The organism is Marinomonas sp. MED121 (assembly GCF_000153025.1).
GTDB lineage: Bacteria > Pseudomonadota > Gammaproteobacteria > Pseudomonadales > Marinomonadaceae > Marinomonas.
Genome location: NZ_CH672437.1, coordinates 21,648 through 41,316 on the forward strand (window position 1 = coordinate 21,648; position 19,669 = coordinate 41,316).

Genomic DNA, 19,669 nt, shown 5'->3' on the forward strand with positions numbered 1-19,669 from the left:
CTCGATGATGGGAAGGTGGTTGATTTCTCGCCTAGAGTTTAGGGCATATACAGCCGCCCCTTATGAAAGCAAAGTGATGAATTATCATCCTAACAACGGGAGTAAAGTTGAATGGCTCGTATAGCCGGTGTCAATATTCCTGACAATAAACATGCGGTCATTTCTCTGACTTACATCTTCGGAATTGGTCGCACACGTTCTCGCGCAATTTGCGCGTCAACAGGTGTCGCAGAGTCTGCTAAAATCGGATCTCTAAGCGATGAAGTGCTTGACCAATTACGTGGCGAAGTTGCTAAGTATACTGTAGAAGGTGACCTTCGCCGTGAGCTAAGCATGTCTATCAAACGTTTGATGGATATGGGTTGCCACCGCGGGATTCGTCACCGCCGCAGCTTACCAGTTCGTGGTCAACGTACCAAAACGAACGCTCGTACACGAAAAGGCCCTCGTAAGCCAATTCGTAAGTAATCTTAACGCGTTTCGCTCTAGTTACAGGTAATTAGAGCTGAGCATTAAATAGGAAAGTGCAATATGGCTAAGCCAGCTACGCGCAATACCAAGAAAAAAGTCAAAAAGACGGTTGTCGACGGTGTTGCTCATGTACATGCGTCTTTTAACAATACAATCGTGACTATCACCGATCGTCAAGGCAATGCTTTGTCTTGGGCGACTGCCGGTGGTTCTGGTTTTCGCGGTTCACGTAAGAGTACTCCGTTCGCTGCACAGGTTGCTGCTGAACGCGCAGGTGCTGTTGCTCAAGAGTTCGGTCTTAAGAACGTTGACGTTATGATCAAGGGCCCTGGTCCTGGTCGTGAGTCCGCAGTTCGTGCATTAAATGCATTAGGTCTGCGTATCAATAACATTACGGATGTGACGCCAATTCCACACAATGGTTGCCGTCCACCGAAAAAACGTCGCGTTTAACTGAGGAGACAGATACATGGCTCGTTATATAGGTCCAACTTGTAAGTTGTCTCGTCGTGAAGGTACCGACTTGCAATTGAAGAGCGGTTCACGCGCTCTTGAGTCGAAATGTAAAGCAGAGACAGTTCCTGGTGTGCACGGTGCACGTCGCGGTCGTCTTTCTGATTACGGCTTACAATTACGTGAGAAACAAAAAGTTCGTCGTATCTACGGCGTACTAGAAAAGCAATTCCGTAACTACTACAAAGATGCGGCTCGTGGTAAAGGTGCAACTGGTGAAAACCTTCTGCAACTGCTTGAGTCTCGCTTGGATAACGTAGTATATCGCGCTGGTTTCGGTGCGACACGTGCGGAATCTCGTCAGCTTGTTGCCCATAAAGGCATTCAAGTTAACGGCGCAACAGTAAACATTGCATCTTACCAAGTTAAAGCAGGTGATGTTGTTTCTGTTCGTGAGAAAGCTAAAAAGCAATTGCGTATTCAAAATGCAATTGAGCTATCTAAAAATCGCACTTCTACACATTGGGTAGAAACTGATGCGACTAAACTGGAAGCTGTATTCAAAGCGGCTCCAGAGCGCAGCGATTTATCAGCTGAAATTAATGAGAACCTAATCGTCGAACTTTACTCTAAGTAAGTTCTGGCTATTAGGATTAGATATAGGTGGATCTATGCAGCGTTCAGTGAGCGAATTGTTAACCCCACGCAACATTGAAGTACAAGAAGCAGGCAAAACTCGCTCTAAAGTTACTCTTCAACCACTAGAACGTGGTTTTGGGCATACTCTAGGTAATGCGTTACGCCGTATTCTTTTATCTTCAATGCCTGGTTGTGCAATTGTTGAAGTAGAAATCGACGGTGTATTGCATGAATACAGCGCCATTGAAGGGGTTAAAGAAGATGTAATTGAAATTCTTCTTAACCTTAAAGGAGTTGCGATCGCTCTACACGGGCAAGATGAAGCAACTCTTACTTTAAGTAAAAAGGGACCTGGTGTTGTAACAGCTGGAGATATTCAGCTAGTTGCAGATGCTGAGATCTCGAATCCTGATCACGTTATTGCGCACTTAGATGATACTGCAGAACTAAATATGCAGATCAAAGTCGCTCGTGGTTGTGGTTATGAGCCTGCTGATGCTCGTATTGCAAGTGATGATGAGACTCGTCCTATCGGTCGCTTGCAACTGGATGCCTCATTCAGCCCTGTGCGTCGTGTTTCTTACAGCGTCGATAATGCTCGTGTAGAGCAACGTACTGACCTAGACAAGCTTGTCATTGACATCGAGTCTAACGGTACTATCGATCCGGAAGAAGCTATCCGTCGCGCGGCTACTATCTTACAACAACAGATTGCTGTGTTTGTTGCTCTTGAGAGTGAAAGCGAGCAAGTTGTTGAAGAAGAAGAAGATGAGATTGATCCAATATTACTACGCCCGGTTGATGATCTTGAGTTGACCGTTCGCAGTGCTAACTGTTTGAAAGCAGAGAACATTTATTACATCGGTGATTTGATTCAACGTACAGAGGTAGAGCTTCTTAAGACGCCTAACCTTGGTAAGAAGTCGTTGACTGAAATCAAAGATGTTTTAGCACAGCGTGGTTTGTCTTTGGGAATGCGTTTGGAAAACTGGCCACCGGCTAGTTTGAAAGACGACAGCAAGGTACTAGCTCGCTAGGTCATTGTTCCCTGACCACCGTAGTTTGGTAAGGAATTTAAAATGCGTCATCGTAAGAGTGGTCGTCACTTAAACCGTACTAGCTCGCATCGTAAAGCGATGTTCAAAAATATGGCTGCTTCTTTATTCGAGCACGAAGTTATTAAAACTACGTTGCCGAAAGCCAAAGAACTTCGTCGAGTTGCTGAACCATTGATCACAATGGCTAAAGTTGACTCCGTTGCGAACCGCCGTCTAGCCTTTGCACGTACTCGTGACAAAGCTGCTGTAGGTAAATTGTTTGGCGAACTTGGTCCTCGTTACCAAGCTCGTCCAGGTGGATACATCCGCATCCTAAAATGTGGTTTCCGCGCTGGTGACAATGCACCAATGGCTTACGTTGAATTGGTCGACAGACCAGTTGCTGACGAAGCGGCAGACTCAGCTGAATAAGCCGAGTATGTAACATAAAAAACCGGACCTTATGGTCCGGTTTTTTTTGCTTTAAATTTTCTCTAACCGCTAAATTCAGATTTCATTTTTGTCTATGTCCTTTCCTCAGGCATAAAAAAACCTCCCGAAGGAGGTCTTTTAATTGCCTAGATTCTTTAGTCCATCTTTAACAAAGGTTTCAAGAATCTTGCTGTATGAGACTTAGCTTCTAGTGCAACCGTCTCTGGAGTACCTTCAGCAATGATAAAACCACCACCGCTACCGCCTTCTGGGCCCAGATCGATAATCCAATCAGCTGTCTTGATGACATCCAAATTGTGCTCGATGACAACAATAGTATTACCATGATCACGTAACCTGTGGAGAACCTTCAATAGCTGTTTGATATCCTCGAAATGAAGTCCTGTTGTTGGCTCATCTAAGATATACAAGGTTTTACCTGTATCTCGCTTAGAAAGCTCCTTAGACAGCTTCACCCTTTGAGCTTCACCACCCGAAAGCGTGGTTGCCGCTTGTCCTAGGCGAATATAGCCGAGACCTACATCAATCAAAGTCTGAAGTTTGCGTGCAATAGATGGGATAGCGTCAAAGAAGACTCTGGCATCCTCTACCGTCATTTCTAAACACTCATGGATGTTCTTATCTTTGTATTTGATCTCCAAGGTTTCACGATTATAACGTTTACCTTTACAGACATCACAAGGCACATACACATCTGGCAAGAAGTGCATCTCTACCTTGATCACCCCATCACCTTGGCAAGCTTCACAACGCCCACCTTTCACGTTGAAACTAAAGCGACCTGGTTTATAACCACGAGACCTTGCTTCTTGTGTGGCCGAGAAAAGTTCTCGCATTGGCGTAAAGATACCAGTGTAGGTTGCAGGATTAGATCTGGGTGTTCGTCCAATTGGGCTTTGGTCGATATCAACACACTTATCAAATAGATCTAAACCTTTCACTTCTCCATAAGGAGAGGCTTTAAGTGTGGTTGCGCCGTTAAGAGCAGTGGCTGCTAATGGATAGAGAGTGCTGTTAATTAGAGTGGATTTGCCTGAGCCTGATACCCCAGTCACACAGGTCATCACCCCCGCTGGAATTTTTAAATTTACATTCTGCAGGTTATTACCAGTGGCATCTTTTAGCTCTAGGTATTCATTGTTTTTAGCGGGAATACGAATCGCAGGAAGTTCTATGCCCAATGTTCCCTTTAGGTATTTACCTGTAATAGAGTTCTCGTTGTCCATAATATCTTGTGGTGTACCGTGGGCGATGACTTGTCCACCATGTACACCTGCGCCTGGGCCAATGTCGACAACAAAGTCAGCGACTCTAATTGCATCTTCATCGTGTTCTACCACTATCACAGTATTACCCAGATCTCTTAAACGAGTTAAGGTCGCAATGAGGCGCTCATTGTCTCTTTGGTGTAAGCCGATAGAAGGCTCGTCCAAAATATACATCACACCTACAAGGCCAGCACCAATTTGGCTTGCTAGTCGTATTCTTTGGGCTTCGCCACCAGATAAAGAATCCGCCTTACGGTCTAAGGTCAGATAATCCAAACCGACATTGACCAAGAAGGTTAATCTATCACGAATTTCTTTTAGTATTTTGCTGGCAATTTCGCCTTTTGCACCAGCCAATTGCAGGTTTTCAAAATACTTTAAGCAAGCTGCCACAGGCATGACGGTAATTTCGGGCAAGGTTTGCTCTTGAATAAAGACATTGCGTGCTGCTTTATTTAATCGAGAGCCATGACAATCAGGGCAAGGTTGAACACTGATATACTGAGTTAAATCCTGACGCACACTATCTGATTCGGTTTCGTGATAACGGCGTTTTAGATTAGGGAGGACACCTTCAAAGGGATGAGAGCGGCTTATCTTATCGCCTCTGTCATTAATATAGGTAAAGGACAGTTCCTCTGTACCAGAGCCTTCCAGAATGCGTTTTTTGAATTTATCTGGAATGTCTTTATAGGGAAGCTCTATGTCAAAACCATAATGGTCAGCTAAGGCGTTTAACTGTTGGAAGTAAAAGATACTTCTTCGGCCCCAACCACGGATAGCACCTTCCGCTAACGTCAGAGAGTCATCAACTATGATAAGTTCAGGGTCAAACAGTTGATGAGTCCCTAAACCATCACATGTGCCGCAAGCACCGTTTGGATTATTAAAAGAGAAGAGCCTTGGCTCAAGCTCAGTTAAACTATATCCACAGACAGGGCAGGCAAACTTGCTAGAAAAGATATGCACATCTTTTTCATCATCCATGTTCACCGCCATCGCAATACCATCAGACAAAGCTAAGCAGGTTTCGAAGGATTCAGCTAAACGAAGCTGTAAATCAGGGCGAACTTTAAAGCGGTCAATCACGACTTCAATCGTATGCTTTTTATTCTTCTCTAATGCTGGGGCGTCATCTAGGTCAACCACAAGGCCATCGATGCGTGCACGAATAAAGCCCTTTGATAGTAAGTCACTAATAGTATGTAAGTGCTCACCTTTTCTATCTTTTACGATAGGGGCCAGCAACATCATCTTGCTGTCTTCAGGCAAAGAGATCACCTTATCCACCATCTGAGAAATAGTTTGGGCTTCTAAGGGCTCACCGTGGTCTGGGCAGCGGGGTTGGCCTGCACGAGCAAATAATAGACGTAGATAATCGTAAATCTCAGTAATGGTACCCACAGTGGAGCGAGGGTTGTGAGAGGTAGACTTCTGCTCAATAGAAATGGCTGGGGATAAACCTTCGATATGATCGATATCGGGTTTTTCCATCATAGAAAGGAATTGCCTCGCATAAGTCGATAAAGACTCTACATAGCGGCGCTGTCCTTCGGCATATAAAGTATCGAATGCTAATGATGATTTACCTGAACCAGATAAGCCGGTAATCACAACGAGTTTGTCACGAGGAATGTCTAAATCAATGTTTTTGAGATTATGAGTACGTGCCCCACGTATAGTAATGGTATCCATTAATCTTGTGCCTATTATGCTCAAAAGTGCGAATGTTAGAGAGATGGGTGAGGCTAAAAACAGAGCTTGCGCATCACACAGGTTGTAAAAGAGTGAATATTATCAACTAATCTACTACTCATCTTAAATTACTGTCTATTTTTACAGTAGTTCAAATGGAGCTTCAACGGTATTTTTTGTAAAATTGCCAACCTTTGTCATTAATTTTGTTTGGTACGCCTATTTATGGATGCACTTGAGCGTCGTTCTGTCCTGGCTTTAGCCAGTGTATACCTGTTTAGAATGCTGGGCTTGTTTCTTATTATGCCCATTATCAGCATTGCTGCGGATGACTTATCAGGTGCTAATGCGGCATTGATTGGTGCTGCCATTGGCGTATACGGATTAACCCAAGCCTTACTGCAAATTCCTATGGGGATGATGTCAGATAAAATAGGGCGCAAACCCATTATCTTAATTGGCCTGACGATTTTTGCTTTAGGCAGTTTGATCTGCGCCAATGCCGATAGCATGACCAGCCTTATTGTTGGGCGAGCGATTCAAGGTGCCGGTGCCATTGCCAGTACTTTAATGGCCTTACTTAGTGATGTAACTCGAGAACAAAACCGTACTAAAGCCATGGCAACAGTGGGCATCAGTATCGGTGTGTCTTTCATGTTGTCATTGGTAATGGGGCCATGGTTATTCTCTGTAATCGGCTTGGCGGGTTTATTTTATTTGTCTTTGGCATTCTCTGTGATCGGCATGGGGCTCATTCTGTTTGCTGTTCCTAATGTGAAGCAACATACCTTTAAGCGAGATACCACACCTTCTTTACAAGCCTTATCAAGAGTATTTGCGAATAAGCCGCTGCGCTTTATGAATCTCAGCATTTTCATTTTGCACGCGAGCTTAACGGCTCTCTTTGTCAGCATTCCCAGTATGCTAGTTTCACGATTTGAATTGCCTTTAGCAGATCATAGTTGGCTGTACCTTATTGTCATGGGGCTTGCCTTTGTTGGTATGTTGCCTATGGTGATAGTGGCCGAAGCAAAGGGTAAAATGAAACAGGTAGTGAGTTATGCCATTCTTATGCTGGCATTTGGTACCTTGTTAATGGGCTTTAGCTCTTCGGTTAGCTTGTTTGCCATAACCCTTTGGCTTTACTTTGTCGGCTTTAATACCTTAGAGGCCACTTTGCCATCTTTGGTCAGTAAAGTGTCTCCTGTGGGCTATCGCGGGACTGCGATGGGCATCTTTTCGACCCATCAGTTTCTAGGGGCCTTTGTGGGTGGTATCGGAGGCGGCTGGATACTGCAAAACTATTCTAGTCAAACGCTCTTTGTTAGTGTGGCTGCAATTATGTTTGTTTGGACCTTCTTTGCGACGAGACAGGCTCCAACACGCCACTTAACCAGCCTTGCATTTAGCTTGCAGCATCTAGACCTTGCCCAAATTGATAAGCTTGCCAATGACTTATCTAATGTGGATGGGGTAGAAGACATGCAAATCTTTAGCGACGAAAAAACCGCTTATTTAAAAGTCGATAAAAAACTCTTAGATAAAGATAAATTACTGCAGCTAGCACCCACTGTTTCAGTGTAAACTAGGGCACATATTTGGCCTTGGCCTAAAACGAATTGAGAAAAAACGAATTTGGCGTCCATTTGCTGCAAACAGCAAGTGCATAAAACGCTAAACGAATAGGAAAACTTGGAGAACGTCATGGCACGTGGAATAAATAAAGTCATCTTGATCGGTAATGCGGGCAATGATGCAGAAGTACGTTATATGCCTTCTGGTGGCGCGGTTGCAAATGTCAGCCTAGCAACAACAGAAAGCTGGAGAGACAAGACAACGGGTCAAATGCAAGAGCGTACTGAATGGCACCGTGTTTCTTTTATGGACCGTGGTAACTTCCGCCTAGGTCAAATTGCTGGTGACTACATTAAGAAAGGTTCTAAAGTGTATGTAGAAGGTTCTCTTCGTACACGTGAGTGGGAAAAAGACGGCATTAAGCGTTACACCACAGAAATCATTGCTAACGAAATGCAATTGCTAGACGGCCGTGGCGATCAAGCTGGCCAAGGTGGTTTTGATAACAACGCGCAAAACGCTGGTTTTGGCGGACAGCAACAAGCGCCTGCTATGAACAACATGGGTAACCAAGGTGGCTTCCAGCAAGCTCCTCAACAAAACCCAGCTCAAAACGCTCAGCAAAACAACGGTTTCCAACAGCGTGCGCCACAACAGCAAGCACCTCAGCAGAACCAAGCTCAGCAAAACCCTGCTCAAAACAATGGTTTCCAACAGCAAGCGCCGCAGCAGCAACAAGCTCAACCGCAATCTTTTGGTAGCTGGGGCCAGCAACCACAACAAGCGGCTCCACAGCAAGCTGCGCCTCAACAGCGTGCGCCACAGCAGCAAGCTCAACAACGCCCAGCGGCACCAGCTCCTAAGCCAGCGGCTCCAAGCTTTGATGATTTTGATGATGACATTCCATTTTAGCCCATACATAAATTAAATTTGTATAGTTAAAGTTGAAAGCCCCTTTATATAGGGGTTTTTTGTTTTGTGGTAAATTGAAGTTTTGCTTGATCTTAATTTCATCGGTTTGTGGAAAGCTAAATATTTTTACTTTTAACCGACTTCTTTATCGCCTCAAGACTAGGTTTGAGGCGATAAAGAAAAAGCTTTGGTTACGTAGCTTACAATAAATAGTTTTTCATCTTTGAAAAAAGAATACAGATAGCTTTAGACTAATAATTTTCTCAACAGATGGTGACGACCTGTCTTCTCACTTTGAAATGGCAACGATGTTCACGCTGTTTTTATAAAGAGATATTATTATCCGCTTAGATCTAAGGGCATGATGCACAAAGGAATTGCTACCCTGTGGCTTTCTATATAAGTTATTAGTGGTTAATGTCGCTTAGGTTTAAAATAAACGAAGACGAGATATACAAGTATATTAAGCAAGCTCTGCCGGATTCTCTTCGCAATTAGTACACAGCTGACTCTCTAAATACACAGATGAACTTTACTTGCAAATGGCTAATTACTCAGATGAACTAAAATATATGATTTTAAAAGAGCTCTGTGAGGGAGTAGGGTGAAAATAAAGTTAAGGAACAGAAATCAGCAAAATGAGTACCTTCACGTCCAAGCTAGAAGTGGCAGCTCTTGAGAAAAAGCTTTGTCTTTTATTTTAAGTAACTTATTGATAACTCCGATATATGCTGAAATAAATAAAGCCCTAGTTTAAGAAAATTATAAGCACCTTTAAACGATGAGTTAATAAATGTTCCCAGGGTGGTCGTTACAATTTTTTTTAAGGAAGCTATATGACTGAAATAACAGAATCAGAACTTGATGATGATTTAGTTGATCCAAACTTGAGTGACGATGAACCGGAACTGCTTGATGAGGTGATGCGCCCGTTTAATCCGACAGATATTGATATCGTCGCTGAGCCGAAGTCGTTGGATACCTTGATTAAGCGAATTGAGCACAATGAAATCGACATGAATACTGATTTTCAGCGTCATGCAGAGTTGTGGGATAACCGCAAGATGAGCCGTTTAATTGAATCTATTTTGATTCGGTTCCCATTACCGGCATTCTATTTTGATGCGTCCGATGAAAATAATTGGCTGATTGTTGACGGCTTGCAGCGGTTATCGACTATTCGCAAATTTGTATTAGATAAAAAGCTTCGCCTCAATGGGCTGGAGTTCTTAATTGAACTCAATGGCAAAACGTTCGATAAGCTACATCGCCAATATCAGCGCCGTATTGAAGAATGCCCTGTTACTGTGTACATGATTAAACCGGGCACGCCTGAGGATGTTAAATATTCGGTGTTTCGCCGTATCAATACGGGGGGCTTAACGCTCAATAATCAAGAGATCCGTAATGCGCTCGCTAAGCCACGAGACAGAGAACTGCTCGAAAAATTAGCCAATTCAACATGCTCAAAAGCCATGCTAGGTGACCTTTCCAAACGTATGAAGGATCAGGAGCTAGTGTTGCGATTCTGGGCATTTTATCGCTTTGATTATTTAGACCCTAAAAACAAAAAAGAAATTGCTTCGTTTTTAGACAAAGCCATGGAAGACATCAAGAAAGGCGATGATGCCTACCGCGCAGAGTTTAAAACTAAATATTCAACCGCGATTGAACGCTGTCACCAACTTTTGGGAGAAAAAGGATTTGAAAAAAACCCTAATTCAAGAAGACGGTCAAAAAATGCCACTTTATTTGAAGTTTGGATGATTATGTTGGCGAAATTAACTGAAAGCGAATTTAACCACTTAGTGAGTAGGCAATTTGAGTTTCAAGAAAAAGCACGAGATTTATTGGAAGATGCTGAGTTTATTAATGCTATTAGCTACTCTACTCAGCGCAAAGAGCATGTCGAAATACGCTATGAAAAAGTTAATTCGTTGATTAAGAAGGTGTTGAATGATTGAGTTCATTAATATTCAGAATTTTAAAACTTTGTTGAATGCCAGCTTTCCATTAAGGAACCTGAATTTGTTTTCAGGCCTTAACGGCATGGGTAAATCGACTCTTGTACAGAGCTTGTTGCTTCTCAGGCAGTCTTACGAACGCAATACCCTTAAAAGCAAGGGGCTTCTTCTGAATGGTGATTACGTCAATATAGGCACTGGGAAAGACGCACTTTCCAGCTTTAGTGAGGAAGAAGAGATTATTTTCACCGTGAAGTGGAGCGAGAAAGAACAACCCACACGGATTGAGTTCGATTATCAACACGACACGGATCTTTTGCCGCTGCGCAAATCAGGTATTGACGTAGATGCTGAGTCTTTGAGTTTATTCAACTCTAATTTTCAGTATTTATGTGCCGATAGATTAAGCCCACAAAGTCATCACCAATTGTCTGAGTTTCATATTCGTGATTTGAAATCGCTTGGCCATCATGGTGAGTTTGCAGTTCATTTTATCGCGGTCAATGGCGCTAAAGATCTGGGAATTGAAGCTTTACGCCATCCAAAGGCTGTTTCAGGAACTTTACTTGCCAATATTGAGGCGTGGATGTCGGATATTACACCCGGTTTAAAAATCAAAGCCGTGGCGCAACCTCAGTTTAACTCGGCGAGTCTAAGTTACTCTTTCAACCAAGGTAAAGAAACGACTGAAGAGTTTAAACCGCAAAATGTGGGCTTTGGCCTGAGTTATGTATTACCTGTTGTGACCAGTATTTTAAGTGCGGCAAAAGGTGATTTGCTGATTATTGAAAACCCTGAATCACACTTGCACCCCGCTGGACAATCATTGATGGGTAAACTGTGTGCCATCGCAGCAAATAATGGTGTGCAATTAATTGTAGAATCCCATTCCGATCACTTCCTCAACGGTATGCGTGTTGCTGTTAAGCAGAAAGTGATTGCTGCTGACGATGTAAAAGTCTTTTTCTTACAGCGAGATGTTCATAATTCTATTCATTCCTCAGAAGTTATGTATCCCAATATTGATGATGAAGGTCGAATTGACTGCTGGCCTGAAGGCTTCTTTGACCAATGGGATAAGGAACTGGATCAGCTGTTATGAGCAATGGAATTGTGCTGAACCATCACTCTTTGCCGTTTGCCAGCAAAGAGGATGCAGATAATGGACTATTGGCTTTTTTTTCAGTGCTTAAAGTTTGCCGAACTGCTGGGCTAAAAATTTTGTTGGTCGATGAAGATCAAGATATGTCGCTAATGGGATTGGAACTATCGGATGGATACTTTGTGCGCAATTGGTTTGCCTCGGCAAGCAAGATTGAGGAGCTTACGGATTGGTGCCGGTTTCTTAAATCCCTTGAAACGAAACAACCACTTTTTGAAACCGTGGATCTTGAAAGTATTGGTGGTACGGTGGACGTTGGGTTACCTAGAGAGGATTCAGGCAAGTCTGTGCTATTAGCCGCGTTTTATCTTGAAACGTTCCTTGCCAGTTTCACGGCTCTGGCCGCTTGGGCAAATAGTCACATTAAAGTCTGGGTTTTCGATCTAGAAGCGATACCAGATCAAAGAGAAGAAACGCTTTTAAATCTGAGTGGTTCTGCGAGTTTGGAAGTGCATGGTGCTGAATTAAAACAGCGTCGTAATGCGCTGTTAAATACCGCTAAGGATATTTGGTTGCAAAGAAAGGAATTGTTTCCTCATATCACTTTGTTGTCAAATCAAATAGGTACAAGTTTGCAAGGTTGGTCTGCTAGAACGGATGTATTATTCAAGGCGCGTGATGCGCTAAATGTACTGGAGTCGTTTGGTGAAAAATGGCTTGCTGGTGAGTATGTAGAGTACCGCCATGAGTATTTAAGAGACGTGGGCTTGGCAGCTGAAGTCAGTGGTGAATCTAACAGTGTAAATGATGATCCCAAAAAGAAGAAAGAGCGCATGTTTTGGTTAGATGATGGGCGGCAGGTCTATTGCGAGAATCATGTAAAACTACCTGACGGATACCGTCTGCATTTTTATGCTGACTCAGCAAGTAGGCGGATATATGTGGCGTATTTAGGGGCGCATTTAACTTTATGAATTTCAAGAAAATCTGAGTTGTTCTTATTGTTAGGGTGTCGTGCTTCAAAACGAAAAAACCATGCAAATGCATGGTTTTTTGTATTTCGTATGTCTTCGGTGGGCTGCCTAAGCAGGGATATCCAAAGCACTCAGGTAAAAGGTTATATCTAGATAGCATGAGTGTCAAATTTCCCAATGCGCCAGCAGGCATGACAGTTGCAAGCATGCGCACTGAGCTCAAAACGGCTTGTTATACAATAAGAAAGTTTAGAAACAGGTGTGGTCATCATGAGCCTATTTTTAATAACCCAACATTGTTAGAGGTGTATCCTCTCATTGCTAAATCCATTGAATGGCGATGTGAGGCAACGAGGCAGTGGATGGACGATAACCAATCAGTCACAAAGTTATTAACACGCCCTGTTATTTAGCTAAATGGCACAAGAGCTGAGGAAGATTATTGTTAGTGATGAGTCTTCAACTCATACTCTTTTTGCTGCGTCTGAAATAGCGTTACTCATCACATCTTCTTCTCCACAGCTACATAAGCTCCCTTAAGTGTCATGGCGACTTGATCACCTTGTTTGACCTCGATTTCTAGATTGAGTCGACCGCGGCCTTTGTTATCTAGGTATGACATAAAAGTCTTAAGCTCTGCTGCATCCGGCAGGGCAACTTCAGCATAAAAATCATCTGTGATAGGCGCGAGGTAGTTGATTTGGCTATCTCGGATCATGACATCGCAATCTCGACCTTGTTCACGCAGGTAAAGGGTCACCAGCGCCCAACCACATAGGGTGGCAACCGTAGAAAGAGAACCGCCAAAGCCGGTGCCTTTATCATTCACATTAGGCGCGAGTGACGCTGGCATTTGCAGTGACTGACCATCATAAACCAGATCACCAAAGCCCATATGATTAATAAGAGGGATTTGCCCTTTTAGCCAGATAAGAAACTCGTCGGCGGTTTGTTGCTGGGTCATCTGTTGTTGGGTCATCTGTTGTTGGGCCATATTTGTCTCCTTGAATGATGCTGGTGAGATTGATTCGCTAGACTAAGTTCCCTCAACTAGTGAGTGGACTTAAAGGCTTCTAATTGAGCCTTGGTAAAGTCCTGTAGATATTGAATCAATTCTGCTGAAGCATTCAGCGCTGTGTCTTTATCTGAGGCAAGCAGGGCGTTCATTTGTCTGATGTAAAGGTCTGTGCAGTAGGCCTGATCTTTATCCGTGGCGTAATAACACCAAAAGCGTCTTGATAGCCCTTGAGTGGTTTTAATGGAGGCCAAGATAAACTCATTCTTAGATGATTGAGCGAGAATTTGGTGCATCTCTCTTAATACCGCCATAAAACTTTTTCTGTCATTGTCGTCGAGCTGGCTTAGGGTGGTGATAACCGCTTTTATCTGTGCTTTATCACTGTCTTCCATGCGGTCGATGGCTTTGTCGATACACAAACTTTCGATTAAAGAGCGAGGTTCCAGCAGCTTTAACATGGTCATGGGATTGAGTTCGGGAATTACCACACCAGCACGGGATAAACGCACGAGGTTTTCATTGGCAAGCTTCATTAACGCTTCCCTTACGGGGGTTCTGCCAAGATCGAGAAATTCACTGATTTCTGTTTCTGTCATCACAGACCCCGGCTCAATGAGGCAGTCGACAATGGCCGCTTCTAGTTTTTCAGCGGCAATTTCAGCTTTGGTTTTTTTCTCTAACGGATTGTGCATGATTGAATAATATCCCAGTTCAGCTTAATGCCGAGGCCATCTTGTTCTTTTGCTATTGTAACCATGCCATTCGAATCAATGCTATAGGGATTTTTGATTAAGGCTTGGCGCAAGAGAGAAGGGCTGGTGGAATATTCGAGTGCTTCTTGTTGTGGCTGACAAGATAAAAAGTGGCTATTCACCGCAATGGTGATGTCTGAATTATAGGCATGGGGCACAATACGTTTGTTTTTATCTGCCAGTAGCTGCTTTAGTTTCATCATTTCACTGACACCACCAAATAAGGTGATATCGGGTTGGGCAATATCAAATGCCGCTTCTTTTAAATAAGGCTCAAATTCACGGCAAGTGGTCATGCCAAGATCACCCACCCCTAAAGGAATCCGAGTAAGTTGTTTTAACCTTATATGGTCTTTAAGGTTTTCTAGATTAAAGGGAGCTTCAATCCATTTAAAATCGAGCGCTTCTAATCTAGGTATAAAGGGGCTTAGCTGCTCAAGTTGGGTAAACTCTAACGCAACATCTAACATTAGGTGACAATCTTGCCCGACCAACTGCCTTAGGTAGCTTAAATTAGAAAGGGTTTTGTCTTTATCTTGCCACCAGGGTTCCACACAAATTTTTAAACGTCTAAAGCCTTGATCCAATAACGGCATTATCTGTGCTTTGATGTCACTTTCTTCTGCTGCTAAGGGGTAAACCGTGGCATAAGCGGGCAGCTTATCGTGTTTTTGCTCGCCAAAATAGGTATGCAAGGGGGCCTTGTTGAGACGTGCATACAAATCCCAATATCAAGCGCGCTAATGGCATGGATGAGAGCGCCATTGCGTCCATGCCAATAGGTGTTTTGATACATTTTTTGCCACAGACGCTTAGGATCATCTAATGCTTCGCCAAGCAATAATGTCGCTAACCCCTGCGATAGGTGATTATAAGTTGGTGCTTCAATCAAGGCTTTGATAATAGAGGGTGGTGAGTCACTTTCGCCTATGCCATATAGGCCATTGTCAGCGGTAACAACCACTACAACATTTTGATAGCTGCCTTCAAAGCGAACAAAGTCCGCTTGAGGATCCTGTAGACAAAATACTTCAACTTTTTCGATTCGATGTTGCATGACAAGCCTATAAATTGAATTCGCGACTTTGATAGATAAATGGCGTGAGTCTCTCCCAATCTAGATCGACACCTAGCCCAGGTCTAGTTGGCGCCTGAATATAACCGTCTGCATCAGGTCTAAAAACTTGCTTGGCCCCAAACTCATATTTCTCATAGGGTGCAGCTTGTTCAAAATAATGGCAATTATTGTGTGCCAGCATAATGTGAAGGTTAGCCGCTTGGGTCAGGGTGTAACCCCAAGATTGTACTTCAGCGAGGCAGTTATGTGCTTGGGTAAACTGCATGACTTTATTGGCATTAGTGAAGCCACCAATGCTAGTGACATCAAAGCGGCTGCGGTTCCAGCAGGCGTGTTTTAACCCATATTCTATTAAGTGAGGGTGTGGCAGGCTGTTACCACCACTGATGACATCCAGCTTCAGATTCGCCACCAAGGTTTGATAACCTGAAAGGTTGGAATCAGGTAAAGGTTCTTCAAAGAACTCCCATTCATACTCATCCAGCAGTTGCCCCATCTTGAGAGCTTCTTCTAAGGTGTAGTTCGCATCGACATCTAGACTCCAGCCTATGTCTTGCTCAGCAAACTCTATATTTAGCGCTTCAACCAAGGCTTTATCTATGTCATAGACACAAGGGGGATGAATTTTGATGGCGTTGAAGCCTTGGGCTAGCATCTCGTGACAATAGGTGAGGTAACCTTCTATGGTGTCAAACACAGGGCTAGAAGCATAAGCCCGAACTTTTTGCTGCTCAGCCCCCGCACCTAGCATCTTGTAGATAGGCAAATTTAAAAATTTGGCTTTCGCATCATGTAATGCAATATCAAATAGGGAGCTGGATATATGTTTAAGTGGCACATATTTCCCCTGCATATCCTGATGAATTTCAGGGATCTCATCGAGGTGGCGGCCCAGAATAAAAGGAGACATCAAAGCGGCACTTTGAAACGTGGTTTGGTCGAACTCATGCTCAGTGTAAGTGGTAAGACCAGCGATACCTTCTAGACCATTATCAAAAGTAAGACGTGTCACTATCATGGCTTCACTCATAGGCCCTAAGAAAGAAGACCAGCTGATCTTCTTGCCATTAGGGCCTATTGCGAAAAGCTCAATTTTTTTCACAATAGGCGCAGACATTTTAAGCGTTATCCTCTTTGATGTATTTGCTGGTGGTGATCATCATTAGAACTAAGATCACCATAACGGGTAGCCCCACTAAAACAGAGGCTGTTTGCATGCTTTTTAGCCCGCCAAGGAACATTAAAGTAAGTGGCAGAATAGCAATGGCGAAGCACCAGAAAAGGCGGTTTGAGCGTTCAGGTTCTTGGCCTTCACCTAGTTTTTTAGTGGTGGCACATGCCATCACATAGGCTGCTGAGTCGAAGGTAGTCGCTAGTAATACGATGCCAGACGCCGCTAAAGCAATAAGAATCAAACCACTAGCTGGCAAGGTTTTGAAGAGCTCAATAATCGCGAAGGCAACGCCTTTGGTATTGACTAATTCTGACATAGGAAGAATGCCTTCCATTTGTAGATTAATGCCGTATCCACCCAGGACTATGTAGAAAATAGCACAACCCGTTGAACCGTAAACCAACATACCGAAAATGACTTCACGTATGGTGCGGCCACGAGAAATACGGGTAACAAACATTCCCATAAATGGCGCATAAGCCACCCACCAAGCCCAATAAAAAACAGTCCAAGCCTGTGGGAAACCACTTTTTTCGACACTGTCTGTCCAAGTACTCATTTTGATATAGTTTTCCACCATATAGCCTAATGAATCCATACCTAATCCAAGGATGAATTTAGTTGGACCTACGACAAAAATATAGGCAACAATCGCGAGGGTTAATAGGGTCGAAAAAGTACTTAAACGTTTAATGCCTTCAGAGAGTCCTAAACCACTACTGACAGAGAAGATAGCAGTACAAACTAGAATGACTATCATGTCCATAAATAGACCGCCACTCACCCCTAAAACTTCGGCTAACGCGGCGCTAATCATTGGGGTACCTAATCCCAGCGAGGTGGCAGCAGCACCTAAGACACCAAAAATAAAGGTGTAGTTGATGATGGTGCCCAAGGGGCCATCAACTAAGTTACCGAGAGCACCACGACATGATTCACTTACTTTATAAATGTGTTTTTGACGTACGTAATAAATATAGGAAATGGCGATGGTCGGAACACAATATAAAGCCCATGCTGTTGGGCCCCAATGGAAAATGCCGTAACCTTGTGCGACTGTGTACATTTCAACTGATTTTGCTTCTATGCCAAACGGTGTCCAAGCATAGTGATAGCCCCATTCTGTTCCCCCCCAAAGTAGTAGGCCAGACGCAATACCCGCGAGGAAAACCATGGCTCCCCAAGCGCCTTTTGAAAATTCAGCCTCAGCATGCTTATCCGCACTTAATTTAATATTGCCATGACGTGAGAAAGCTAATGCCAATAGAAAAATGAGTGACCCGAAACCTATACCTAAAAAGGCAAAGTCAAAGCTGTTGGTCATCCATTTGAAAAGCGCATTGATATTGGTTTTAGCCGCATCAGGGAAAATGATAATAGGGAGCGTCAATACCGCAATAATAAGCAAGCTAATGACTTGCATCTTGCGGTCGGTTTCAACGCTATTGGTTTGTTCTGGTCGGCTTGATGCGCCGAGGTTTTGTGAAGATACACTCATAGTTTATCCAACGTATTGTTATTATTTATTGGGTTGCCAATGTCACCTGACCGTTTGGGAGAAGAGTTAGTACGCTTCTCCCAAACGCGTTACATGAGATCGGCGATTCGCTTACCATCGATCGCTTGAAAATCAAGCGCCTCCTTTATCGATATATGCGTAGCTAGGGCTGCCGCTTTTCCATATTCAAAACACTGGGCTGTGACACGACAGCTGGCGAGTGCTTCGTGCTCACTGCTTAAGCATCGACCTGCAACAATGAGGTTCTTGCCATGCTTAGGCACTAAGGTATGAAAGGGAACTTCATAGTGGTCATCAACCAACCATTCAGTTCTGGGTTTATCGCCATAGTGCAGCTCGATCGGCCACGCACTTTTGACTATCGCATCAGAGCACTTATCACCATTGACCACATTGTCATTGGTTAAGGTTTTTATGCCGTCGATAGAGCGGGTTTGACGAACACCCACTTCAGTTGCGTAATCAATGAAATAGCTATTCTCACAGCCGGGTAGATTGGCTTTCATGAAGTTGAAAAACTCATCCGCTTGATAGATAGAAAACTGCTCGGCTTCGGTATGATCAACGGGGTCGGTGACATCTAACGCACGTTTATCAAAGCCAGTGATTTTAGTGGCATTGACTAATAACTCACCTGGGTTAACGGTCGGGAATAACCAAACCTTTTTACGTAATAGGGCGTCATTGGCTTCTAACATGCTGACAACTTTTGGGGGGGAGATAGTATTCTCTCCCCAATAGTCTAAGTAGGTTTCCATGTCGACATTACCTACCTTAAACATCATGGTGGGATTCTGAATAATGCCGTTTTGACCTTTACGGGTTTTTTGTCCCAGCTTGAAGACCACATCGGCGTCACCACTGGCATCAATCACACGTTGTGCGTAAACCGAAGTGAAACCTGATTTGGTATGCAGCACCAAGCCTTTCAAAGTGTCATCTTCAGCAATCACATCGACCATTTGAGTGTGGTAAAGCACCGTAATGTTGTCTTGTCGCAACATGTCGGTTGCGACTTTTTTATATTTTGCACAGTCATGGGTAGCGACCCAGGTTTTGCCATAGATTTGAGGTTCTGTGAGGCCGCCGGCTTCAATGAGAGCGTGGCGAAAACGTTCTGCAAAACCAAATACCAATTGCTCTGGCTCAGAATTGCTTGTGTCTTCGACGGATTTGTATAAGCCGCAAATAGTGCCGGATAAGCCTGCAACTGCAGCTCCACCACAAAACCCTAAGCGCTCAATAATTAGCACCTTTAAATCCAGTTCGGCGGCGGTCACAGCCGCTGCAACACCTGCAGGCCCAGCGCCAGCAACGATGACATCAAAGTCACCAAAGCGAGGTAAATCGTTTTTATAGTCGGTTGGAAGGTTGAGGCTATAGCGCATATTAACACCAATATATTTTATTAATATTTGTAAGATATATTTAAAATATATTTTAATGTGTGATGCTGTCAAGCACTGTTTATTTATTTATCCGCGCAAAGACTTGCAAGCATATGAAAGCAATGTGAAAGCTATGCATCGTGTAAATATTAAAAAAGCGATACAATTCCGCTTTAGACTTGCGTATATACTGGTAT

General features: G+C 43.5%; 19 protein-coding genes. 11 read left to right on the plus strand and 8 right to left on the minus strand.

The annotated features are described in order from the left end of the window. Positions 1-111: 111 nt before the first annotated feature. The 5 genes from rpsM to rplQ all read left to right on the plus strand — a co-directional run bounded on the left by rpsM (position 112) and on the right by rplQ (position 3,032). Positions 112-468 (plus strand): 30S ribosomal protein S13, encoded by a 357-nt coding sequence (gene rpsM, locus MED121_RS23340; protein ID WP_009836291.1) that lies wholly within the window; start codon positions 112-114, stop codon positions 466-468. 63 nt (positions 469-531) lie between these two features. Continuing rightward, positions 532-924, plus strand: a complete 393-nt coding sequence (rpsK, locus tag MED121_RS23345) for a 30S ribosomal protein S11 (protein WP_009836290.1) — start codon at positions 532-534, stop codon at positions 922-924. Positions 925-940: 16 nt separating this feature from the next. Further along, a complete protein-coding gene (gene rpsD, locus MED121_RS23350) occupies positions 941-1,561 on the plus strand; it encodes a 30S ribosomal protein S4 (RefSeq protein ID WP_009836289.1) in 621 nt (206 codons plus the stop codon). 34 nt (positions 1,562-1,595) lie between these two features. Next, positions 1,596-2,600, plus strand: a complete 1,005-nt coding sequence (gene rpoA, locus MED121_RS23355) for a DNA-directed RNA polymerase subunit alpha (RefSeq protein ID WP_009836288.1) — start codon at positions 1,596-1,598, stop codon at positions 2,598-2,600. Between the two features lie 42 nt (positions 2,601-2,642). Beyond that, positions 2,643-3,032, plus strand: coding sequence for a 50S ribosomal protein L17 (gene rplQ / locus MED121_RS23360; RefSeq protein WP_009836287.1), 390 nt, complete (start codon positions 2,643-2,645; stop codon positions 3,030-3,032). A 155-nt stretch (positions 3,033-3,187) separates the two neighbouring features. Here rplQ and uvrA read toward each other — a convergent pair whose 3' ends face one another. Beyond that, the gene (gene uvrA, locus MED121_RS23365; RefSeq protein WP_009836286.1) at positions 3,188-6,016 is read right to left on the minus strand and encodes an excinuclease ABC subunit UvrA; all 2,829 of its coding nucleotides are present in this window, start codon (positions 6,014-6,016) and stop codon (positions 3,188-3,190) included. 225 nt (positions 6,017-6,241) lie between these two features. Between uvrA and MED121_RS23370 the strand changes: the two genes are divergently transcribed. The 6 genes from MED121_RS23370 to MED121_RS23395 all read left to right on the plus strand — a co-directional run bounded on the left by MED121_RS23370 (position 6,242) and on the right by MED121_RS23395 (position 12,956). Beyond that, entirely contained in the window at positions 6,242-7,600 is a 1,359-nt protein-coding gene (locus tag MED121_RS23370) for an MFS transporter (RefSeq protein ID WP_009836285.1), read from the plus strand. Positions 7,601-7,720: 120 nt separating this feature from the next. Beyond that, on the plus strand, positions 7,721-8,503 hold the full coding sequence (gene ssb, locus MED121_RS23375; RefSeq protein ID WP_009836284.1) for a single-stranded DNA-binding protein: 783 nt from the start codon (positions 7,721-7,723) through the stop codon (positions 8,501-8,503). Positions 8,504-9,339: 836 nt separating this feature from the next. After that, positions 9,340-10,467, plus strand: a complete 1,128-nt coding sequence (locus MED121_RS23380) for a DUF262 domain-containing protein (RefSeq protein ID WP_009836283.1) — start codon at positions 9,340-9,342, stop codon at positions 10,465-10,467. Further along, entirely contained in the window at positions 10,460-11,569 is a 1,110-nt protein-coding gene (locus MED121_RS23385) for a DUF3696 domain-containing protein (protein WP_009836282.1), read from the plus strand. The genes MED121_RS23380 and MED121_RS23385 overlap by 8 nt, the downstream gene beginning before the upstream one ends. After that, positions 11,566-12,543 carry a hypothetical protein gene (locus MED121_RS23390; protein WP_009836281.1) on the plus strand — a complete coding sequence of 326 codons (978 nt, stop codon included), beginning with the start codon at positions 11,566-11,568 and terminating at the stop codon, positions 12,541-12,543. The genes MED121_RS23385 and MED121_RS23390 overlap by 4 nt, the downstream gene beginning before the upstream one ends. A gap of 158 nt (positions 12,544-12,701) precedes the next feature. Then, complete coding sequence (locus MED121_RS23395; RefSeq protein ID WP_009836280.1) at positions 12,702-12,956, plus strand: hypothetical protein; 255 nt, start codon at positions 12,702-12,704, stop codon at positions 12,954-12,956. 89 nt (positions 12,957-13,045) lie between these two features. Here MED121_RS23395 and MED121_RS23400 read toward each other — a convergent pair whose 3' ends face one another. The 7 genes from MED121_RS23400 to MED121_RS23430 form a co-directional block, all read right to left on the minus strand. Further along, positions 13,046-13,537 (minus strand): YiiD C-terminal domain-containing protein, encoded by a 492-nt coding sequence (locus tag MED121_RS23400; RefSeq protein ID WP_009836279.1) that lies wholly within the window; start codon positions 13,535-13,537, stop codon positions 13,046-13,048. A gap of 56 nt (positions 13,538-13,593) precedes the next feature. Continuing rightward, a complete protein-coding gene (locus tag MED121_RS23405; RefSeq protein ID WP_009836278.1) occupies positions 13,594-14,253 on the minus strand; it encodes a GntR family transcriptional regulator in 660 nt (219 codons plus the stop codon). Continuing rightward, positions 14,238-15,008 (minus strand): enolase C-terminal domain-like protein, encoded by a 771-nt coding sequence (locus MED121_RS23410; protein WP_131471017.1) that lies wholly within the window; start codon positions 15,006-15,008, stop codon positions 14,238-14,240. Before MED121_RS23410 ends, MED121_RS23405 begins: the two co-directional genes overlap by 16 nt. Beyond that, complete coding sequence (locus tag MED121_RS23415; protein WP_009836276.1) at positions 14,942-15,370, minus strand: mandelate racemase; 429 nt, start codon at positions 15,368-15,370, stop codon at positions 14,942-14,944. The genes MED121_RS23410 and MED121_RS23415 overlap by 67 nt, the downstream gene beginning before the upstream one ends. A 7-nt stretch (positions 15,371-15,377) precedes the next feature. Then, positions 15,378-16,508, minus strand: coding sequence for an enolase C-terminal domain-like protein (locus MED121_RS23420; RefSeq protein WP_009836275.1), 1,131 nt, complete (start codon positions 16,506-16,508; stop codon positions 15,378-15,380). 1 nt (position 16,509) lies between these two features. Next, positions 16,510-18,063 (minus strand): BCCT family transporter, encoded by a 1,554-nt coding sequence (locus tag MED121_RS23425; RefSeq protein WP_009836274.1) that lies wholly within the window; start codon positions 18,061-18,063, stop codon positions 16,510-16,512. An 89-nt stretch (positions 18,064-18,152) separates the two neighbouring features. Continuing rightward, positions 18,153-19,472, minus strand: a complete 1,320-nt coding sequence (locus MED121_RS23430) for an FAD-dependent oxidoreductase (protein WP_009836273.1) — start codon at positions 19,470-19,472, stop codon at positions 18,153-18,155. Positions 19,473-19,669: the final 197 nt, after the last annotated feature.